8 protein-coding genes are annotated in these 7614 nt (G+C 64.0%); all 8 read right to left on the minus strand.

Annotation, left to right across the window (positions count from 1 at the left end):
- Positions 1-97: 97 nt before the first annotated feature.
- A complete protein-coding gene (locus tag GKZ92_RS22740; protein WP_006361164.1) occupies positions 98-1135 on the minus strand; it encodes a ParB/RepB/Spo0J family partition protein in 1038 nt (345 codons plus the stop codon).
- 34 nt (positions 1136-1169) lie between these two features.
- Complete coding sequence (locus GKZ92_RS22745) at positions 1170-2126, minus strand: ParA family protein (RefSeq protein WP_042378119.1); 957 nt, start codon at positions 2124-2126, stop codon at positions 1170-1172.
- A gap of 225 nt (positions 2127-2351) precedes the next feature.
- A complete protein-coding gene (rsmG, locus tag GKZ92_RS22750; RefSeq protein WP_042378121.1) occupies positions 2352-3053 on the minus strand; it encodes a 16S rRNA (guanine(527)-N(7))-methyltransferase RsmG in 702 nt (233 codons plus the stop codon).
- A gap of 1201 nt (positions 3054-4254) precedes the next feature.
- Complete coding sequence (locus GKZ92_RS22755) at positions 4255-4908, minus strand: Jag family protein (RefSeq protein WP_075862900.1); 654 nt, start codon at positions 4906-4908, stop codon at positions 4255-4257.
- A gap of 44 nt (positions 4909-4952) precedes the next feature.
- Positions 4953-6143, minus strand: coding sequence for a membrane protein insertase YidC (gene yidC / locus GKZ92_RS22760; protein WP_075862899.1), 1191 nt, complete (start codon positions 6141-6143; stop codon positions 4953-4955).
- Between the two features lie 28 nt (positions 6144-6171).
- Positions 6172-6651: a membrane protein insertion efficiency factor YidD gene (gene yidD, locus GKZ92_RS22765; RefSeq protein ID WP_075862898.1), complete on the minus strand. Its 480-nt coding sequence runs from the start codon at positions 6649-6651 to the stop codon at positions 6172-6174.
- Positions 6648-7079 carry a ribonuclease P protein component gene (gene rnpA / locus GKZ92_RS22770; protein WP_075862925.1) on the minus strand — a complete coding sequence of 144 codons (432 nt, stop codon included), beginning with the start codon at positions 7077-7079 and terminating at the stop codon, positions 6648-6650. The genes yidD and rnpA overlap by 4 nt, the downstream gene beginning before the upstream one ends.
- 43 nt (positions 7080-7122) lie before the next feature.
- The gene (gene rpmH, locus GKZ92_RS22775) at positions 7123-7266 is read right to left on the minus strand and encodes a 50S ribosomal protein L34 (RefSeq protein ID WP_005200386.1); all 144 of its coding nucleotides are present in this window, start codon (positions 7264-7266) and stop codon (positions 7123-7125) included.
- Positions 7267-7614: the final 348 nt, after the last annotated feature.

Genomic DNA, 7614 nt, shown 5'->3' on the forward strand with positions numbered 1-7614 from the left:
GCAGACCATTTCGAAATCCAGGTCGCCGCTTGATCCATCAATCGTCACTGTGACATTACTTCCGCATCCGCTGGTACCGAGAATACCGCGGTGGAATTCACTTGTTCGGATCGATGAACTGAACGATGCGTTCCAAGTCATCAACCGATCCGAACTCCACGACAATCTTCCCTTTCCGCTTCCCTAGACTGACTGTAACCCTGGTGTCCAGGCTGTCGGACAGTCTCTCGGCGAGGTCCTGGAGTCCAGGCATCTGCATCGGCTTGCGCTTGGGTGCGGCCGGCTTCGCCTCAGGTCCGTCCCCGCGGTTGGCGAGAGTGACAGCTTCCTCGGTCGCGCGAACCGACAGGCCCTCGGCAACGATTCGCGCGGCGAGAGCCTCCTGTGCGTCGCTTCCTGTCTCGAGGGCGAGGAGGGCGCGAGCATGCCCAGCGGACAGAACGCCCGCCGCGACTCGTCGCTGGACCGGGATGGGCAGCTTCAGCAAGCGGATCATATTGCTGATGAGCGGGCGTGAGCGGCCGAGCTTGGCTGCGAGCTGTTCGTGGGTGACACCGAACTCTTCGAGAAGCTGTTGGTAGGCGGCCGCCTCTTCCAACGGATTCAGCTGAGCGCGGTGGATGTTCTCGAGCAGTGCGTCGCGCAGCATGTCGCCATCAGCTGTCTCGCGGACGATGGCCGGGATGGCCTCGAGACCGACCTCCTGGCTCGCCCGCCACCGGCGCTCACCCATGACGATCTGGTAGGCGACACCGTCAGCCGTCGGCTCTTTCAGGCGCCGTACGACGATGGGCTGCATCAAACCGAACTCGCGGATCGAGTGGACCAGCTCGGACATCTGCTCGTCGTCGAAGACCGTCCGGGGCTGGTTCGGGTTCGGCTGAATCTGTTTGGGCGGGATCTCCCGGTAGACGGCGCCGGCCTCTTCGCGGCTCAATACGTCGACCGCTGAGGCGCCGGCAGGGGAGGAATGGCCGTCGACGGCAGGCGACGGGCCCTTCCCGATGACGACGTCGGCAGCGGCGTTGCCCAGTCTGGGAGCGCTCGACTGGTCCTCGGTGGGACCGGTCGGAATGAGTGCGGCCAGTCCACGACCGAGTCCGCCTCGTCGCTGCGCGGTGTCCCGTTGACTCATGCCTCTACCTCCACTCGGAACCGGATCTGTGTCGTCATGCCTGAGCGCTTTCCGCTGCGCCGCGGAGAGCCAGTTCGCGCGCCGCATCCAGGTAACTCATCGCGCCACGTGAACCGGGATCGTATTCGATGATCGTCATCCCGTAACCGGGTGCCTCGGACACCTTCACACTGCGGGGGATGATCGTGCCGAGCACCTTGTCGCCGAAGTGGCGACGGACTTCTTCGGCCACCTGGTCGGCCAGCTTGGTCCGACCGTCGTACATCGTGAGGACGATCGTCGACACGTGCAACTCGCGGTTGAGGTGCGCCTGTACGAGCTCGATGTTCCGGAGAAGCTGTCCCACGCCCTCGAGTGCGTAGTACTCGCACTGGATCGGGATGAGGACCTCACGGGCGGCGACCATCGCGTTGACGGTCAGCAGGCCGAGTGACGGCGGGCAGTCGATGAAGACGTAGTCGAGCTGATACTCGGCAAGCACTTCGTCGGAGAGGGCGTTTCGGAGCCTGTTCTCGCGCGCCACCAGGGACACGAGTTCAATCTCGGCACCGGCCAGATCGAGTGTCGCGGGGACGCAGAAGAGACCCTGTTGGCTCGGCGACTCCTGGATGGCCTCCTGGAGCGTCACCTCTCCGAGGAGGAGTTCATAGACGGAGGCGATGTCCTCGGCGCGATGGTCGATACCCAGGGCCGTGCTCGCGTTGCCCTGCGGGTCGAGATCAACGACGAGCACGCGAAGTCCACGCAGAGCCAGACCGGCAGCCAGGTTCACCGCAGTGGTCGTCTTGCCGACGCCACCCTTCTGGTTCGCGACCGTCATGATGCGGGTGTGCTGCGGGCGGGGGAGTTGGCCGGCACCGCCAGGTGTCAGGACCTGACTCGCGCGCTCCGCAGCCATGGCGATCGGGGTGTCGGCGTATGGTTCGCCCGCGACGTGCGGGGCTCCAGCGGGTGGCGTTTCACGTGAAACGTTCGGGTCTTGCTCGACCACGCGGGCACTCCTTTGACCTACTTGGTAGGCGTTCGAGTTGTCGGGTCCAGGGGACGTCGCCCCGGTTCCAACTGATGCAGAATCGTCAACGGCAGCGCGCTGAGTCGCACTGCCAGGACGCTTTCTATTCTGCGCCTTACGCGGACTCCATACCAATTCAGAACTCCCTCTGTGTGACACCGTCGGCACAATCGGCCGCACTACCGCGGATGATCCAGGCGATGCTCATCGCCGTCGCTGCTTTCTCGCGGCCCGCTCTGCCTTCGTCCCCACCACGACAGTCGTCGGGGTCTCGAGTATGGCCCCGCACGTGATTACCCGGAGGTCACTGATTCCGGTCCTCCCGACGACCGCGCGATCCCGCTCGATCTCCTCGGCCGCAGACGATCCCTTGATCGCGATCATCCGTCCGCCCCCACGAACAAGGGGAGCGGACCATTTGGCGAGCCGCTCAAGCGGTGCGACAGCCCTGGACGTCACCACGTCCGCAAGACCTACGCCCGCGCGGACCGCCTTCTCCTCCGCACGGCCGCGGACGACTGCCACGTTCTCGAGGCCGAGGGTCTGGACTGCTCGCTCAAGGAAGGTACTACGACGAAGCAGCGGCTCGATCAGAGTGATGGACACATCCGGCCGTGCGATGGCGAGCGGTAAACCGGGTAGGCCCGCACCGCTCCCGACGTCGAACACGATCTCGTTCTTCTCGATCAGTTCGCCGATGACTGCACAGTTGAGGATGTGCCGATCCCACAGACGAGGAACCTCTCGGGGTCCCATCAGGCCGTGGTCGATGCCATCGGTGGCCAGTATTCGCCAGTAACCCTCCGCCAGTTCCTTACGTTCACCGAACACCGCGTCCGCCGACGCCGGCGGGGTCTGCAGTGCATCAAGGTCGGGATGGTCATCGGGTTGAGCGTCTGACGACACTGCGCCTCCGTTTCTAGTTGGTCCTATGACAGTGTTTCACGTGGAACCTGGCGGGACTCACGGTCGGTGCACATGGAGCCCGGAGGCACATGTTTCACGTGAAACCACATTGGTGATATTCGCCGGACCGCTGAACTCGTAGTCGCATGACCGGAGCAGAGTTACCGATCCACGGCCCGGCGGACGAGTCGTTGGTCAATGGCGCCGAATCCGACTGACCAGATCTAGCTCAATCTTTTGTCGTGCCGCAGCGGGATCGGGTCGACAAGAGAGGAGCCCGGGGAAGCGCGGTCGGATGCTCACCGCTACGCGTCATCACGGCACGGCGGCTATTGGGGGAGGGGAGCAGTCAACTCGCGATGCGGGCCTGCGCACCGACTCAACCCCGTCTGCTCTCAACCCCATTTGCTTCGTACCTCTCTAGTGTCCCTCACGAGTGGGCGACACTCGCGGCTCGGACGCCGACGAGATCTCAACCGGTCGCGAAAGGGTTGGATGAATCGGGGCCGGCAGAACGGGGCATTCATTACGGTGGCGAGGCCTAGGCACGCTTCTCGACTTCGGGCCGAGCGACGCCGCGTACACCGCGCTGGTTCCCGTGGACCTCAGCACCGCCCCGTTTCACGTGAAACCCAGATCGGCAACAGATGACGCGAGTCATGTCGCTGCCCGCCACGAAGGGTGACATCTACCATCATGCGAGCCTGCCAAGCACTCACCGGCCCGCAACCAGACCGGCGCACTCACTAGAACCTCGGCTTCCTATGAAGGGACCGGTGAGAGTCTCTGTGGGGGGGACACTCCACAATCAGCATCGCACTTCGATTGCATCGACCCGCGAACGGATGGCCGCCAAGGGATGCAGACGGATTCGCGGAGGCCCACCGGGCAGCAATGAGGCAATCCAAATGAAACGACACGTGACAAATCAACCCGGATACCTGAGGTCGCGGAGATCCGGTGCCGTAGTTGGCCGGAGGGCGTCGAATCGACGGCTCCTCGCCGCGCACGAGAACCCACAACGTCCCCTCACGCGAAAACTGACAAGGCCACAAAGACCGACGTTTCACGTGAAACAACACCCCTGTAATTTCTCGCAGCCATTCGAGCGTCGGGAACCTTGAAGGGGAGGGGAGCCCGGAAACGACTCAGGCCCCGACCGACGGTCGGGGCCTGAGTGCAACTCGTAGTCCGGCGAGTACTACTCGGGGAGGACCACCACGCGACGCTTGGGCTCGGCGCCCTCGCTCTCGCTGACGACACCGTCGACGGCGGCGACCGCATCGTGGACGATCTTGCGCTCGAACGGAGTCATCGGATCCAGCGCCTCGCGCTCGCCCGACTTGAGGACACGCTCGGCGACCTCGCGGCCGAGACGGGCCAGGCGGTCACGACGGTCGGCACGCCACCGGGCGATGTCGAGCATCAGCCGGCTGCGCTCACCGGTCGCCTGCTGGACCGCGAGACGGGTCAGTTCCTGCAGGGCGTCGAGAACCTCACCCTTACGGCCGACGAGCTTCGTCAGGTCGTCACCGCCGTCGATGCTGACGACGGCACGATCACCGTCGACATCGAGGTCGATGTCTCCGTCGAAGTCGAGGACGTCGAGCAGCTGCTCGAGGTAGTCGCCCGCGATCTCGCCCTCTTCGACGAGGCGATCTTCGTCGTCCTCGTCCTCGTCATCGTCCTCGTCATCGTCGAAGTCCTCGGCGGACTCGTCGGTGACGTCGGTGTCGGCAGCGGTGTCCGCACCGGTGGACTCGGCGGTGGACTCGGTCTGGTCTTCGGTCGTGGCCTTGGCGTCGTCCTGCGCCTCGGTCTCGGTTCCGGTTTGAGTTGCAGTCTCTGCTGTCATCTCATTCACCTAACTGTGTGCTTCTTCGAACAAGTCTTGTGCGGTCATCGCTTGCCGCGTTTCTTACCGCTCTTGGCGGTGGACTTCCCGCCCCGGTTGGGGGGTTGGTTCTTGGAACCCGGACCGGCGCCGGCGTTCGAGCGCGTCGGTTTCTGTCCCGGCTTCGGCTTCGCGCCCGGCCCGGAGTCCGTGGCGCCGCTGGGGGAGGAGTCGCTCGTCGCATCCGCGTCGTCGGTCGCACCCGCCTTGGTCATGGACACCGCTGTCGTCTCCGAGTTGCCGGATTCGTCTGCGGCTGCATTGCGTTTCTTCTGGCGGTCCGGACGCACACCCGGCTTGGGGGCATTCGCCTTCAGCTTCTCCTGCTTGAGGAGCTTGGCCTCTTCCTCTTCCTTGGCGATCTTGCCGAAGACCAGGTGCTGCTGGCCGTAGGTCCAGATGTTGTTGCTCATCCAGTAGAGGAGGATCGCGACGGGGAAGAACGGACCGGTGACCAGGATGCCGATGGGGAAGATGTAGAGCGCGAGGTTGTTCATCATCCGCGTCTGCGGATTCTCCAGTGCAGCCTCGGGCTGACGCTGCACCGAGGCGCGCGAGTTCATGTGGGTGGCGATCGAAGCGACGATCATCATCGGCACCACGACGTAAGCAATCTGCGGGCGGGTGAAGTCGATCGGGGCACCCGGCTCGACGAAGGCCTGGAACTCGGTCGACGGTTCGACGAGATACGACGACAACGGGACGCCGAACAGGCGCGCGTCGAGGAAGTTCTGCACCTGCTCCGCGCTGAATACGTAGTTGCCCTGCGACCGGGTCTCGGCGGCGCTCATGCCGAGCTGCCCCATGCCGGTGCCCATACGGTTGAACGAACGCAGCACGTGGAACAGACCGATGAACACCGGGATCTGCAGCAGCATCGGCAGACAGCCGAGCATGGGGTTGAACCCGTGCTCCTTTTGGAGCTTCTGCATCTCTTCGGTCATCTTGACCCGGTCCTTGGCGTACTTCTTCCGAATCGCCTGGAGCTGCGGGTTGATTTCCTGCATCTTCTTCGTGGTGCGAATCTGCTTCACGAAGGGCTTGTAGAGAATTGCGCGCAGGGTGAAGACGAGGAACACCACGGACAATGCCCAGGCGATGCCGTCGCCACCGGGACTGGCGGGCGTGACGTAGCTGAAGAGCCAATGCCACACCCACATGATCCCGGACACCGGGTAGTAGATGAAGTCGAGCACGGGTCAGGTACCCCTTACTTGTTGTTCTCTAGGTGGAATCGTTCCGCCGGGACGGTGGCTGATGGGTCCGGCCATCGTGGGCCGGCTGCGGCCCGCCGGAGAGTTCACGGATCCGGCCGCAGAGATCGCTCCACAGTTCGCGGGGACCTTTGTCGGGAACCGGGTCGTATCCGGGCTTGTGCCACGGACCGCACTTGAGGAGCCGGACCGTCGCCAGCAGAGAGCCGTACAAGAAGCCGTGACGTTCGAGGGCTTCCACTGCATAACCCGAGCAGGTCGGTTCGAACCGGCACGTGGGCAGCCGCAGCGGCGATACCCAGGTCCGGTAGAGCTCAATGAGAAAGATGACCGTGCGGCGGGGGAGCAGATGGGCTACCCGGCGCATCCGGGCGATGACGGTGAGCTGATCGTCCGCGTCCGCGGGCGAGTCGGTCCGAGTGTTCGGAGTCGACGATGACGGGGTGGGGGAGGGGGCCGATCCACGGTCATTCAGCTCGGCGTCGATCATCGTCCGACACCCGCCCCGGTCGGTGTGCCTGCGGTGGGCGCCATCTCGACGACCCGCCGGCTGGTCAAAGCCGATCGCAGTTGATCCGCCAGTTCTTCACTGGTCCTGTCCGCGGCGCCGCGTCGAGCGCGGATCACCACGTATGTCTCGACGGCCGGACAGAGATGCCGCGTAGCCCCGAACGCGGCCCGCAGCCGTCGTGCGACGGCATGGCGGACCACGGCGTTGCCCACCGACTTACTCACGACAAGGCCGAGCCAGGGTCCACCTGTCATGGCGACGTCGCGGCGTAACCCTGTTGGATCCGGCCACTGTGGGCCGACAGGTGCCAGGTGTACGACGAAGTCACGAGCATTCACCCGCGCACCGGACTTCAGGGTGCGTGAGAAGTCGGATCCACGAGAGATCCGATGAGAAGACGCAGTCATCATCAGCTGACCGGACCCGGAGGATCCGGTGGGTAGCCGACGATCAGGCGGTGAGCTTCGCGCGGCCCTTGTTACGGCGGCTGCTGACGATCGCACGGCCGGCGCGGGTCCGCATACGCAGACGGAAGCCGTGCACGCGCGAACGACGACGGTTGTTCGGCTGGAAAGTACGCTTGCCCTTGGCCACGGTGACTCCTTGTGCTCCCTGTGAGCACGCCGGTTACCCGCACGTGACCCACATGTTGTCGTTGGTCGTTGATCCAGGACGGTGCCGAACTCTTGTCGGTGATGAACTCGGCGAACATGACAAAACGCCGCGCAAATCCGCAACCTGGATGACCAGTCGAGACTACTGACAGCGCGCGCTCAAATCAAACGCGGTCGTCGGGGCAGCAGAACAGTCTCTCACCAGGTGTGTTCTGGAGCACGCGGATCACGACAATCAGTCTGAACGAGTCAATTGTCCCGATCGCTTTGTAGCCCGCCGACACCTCTGTTAGGTTCTGTCAGAGCGTCGGCCACGAACCCCCGCCGG

It is taken from the genome of Gordonia sp. 135, assembly GCF_009720185.1.
Lineage (GTDB): Bacteria > Actinomycetota > Actinomycetes > Mycobacteriales > Mycobacteriaceae > Gordonia > Gordonia alkanivorans.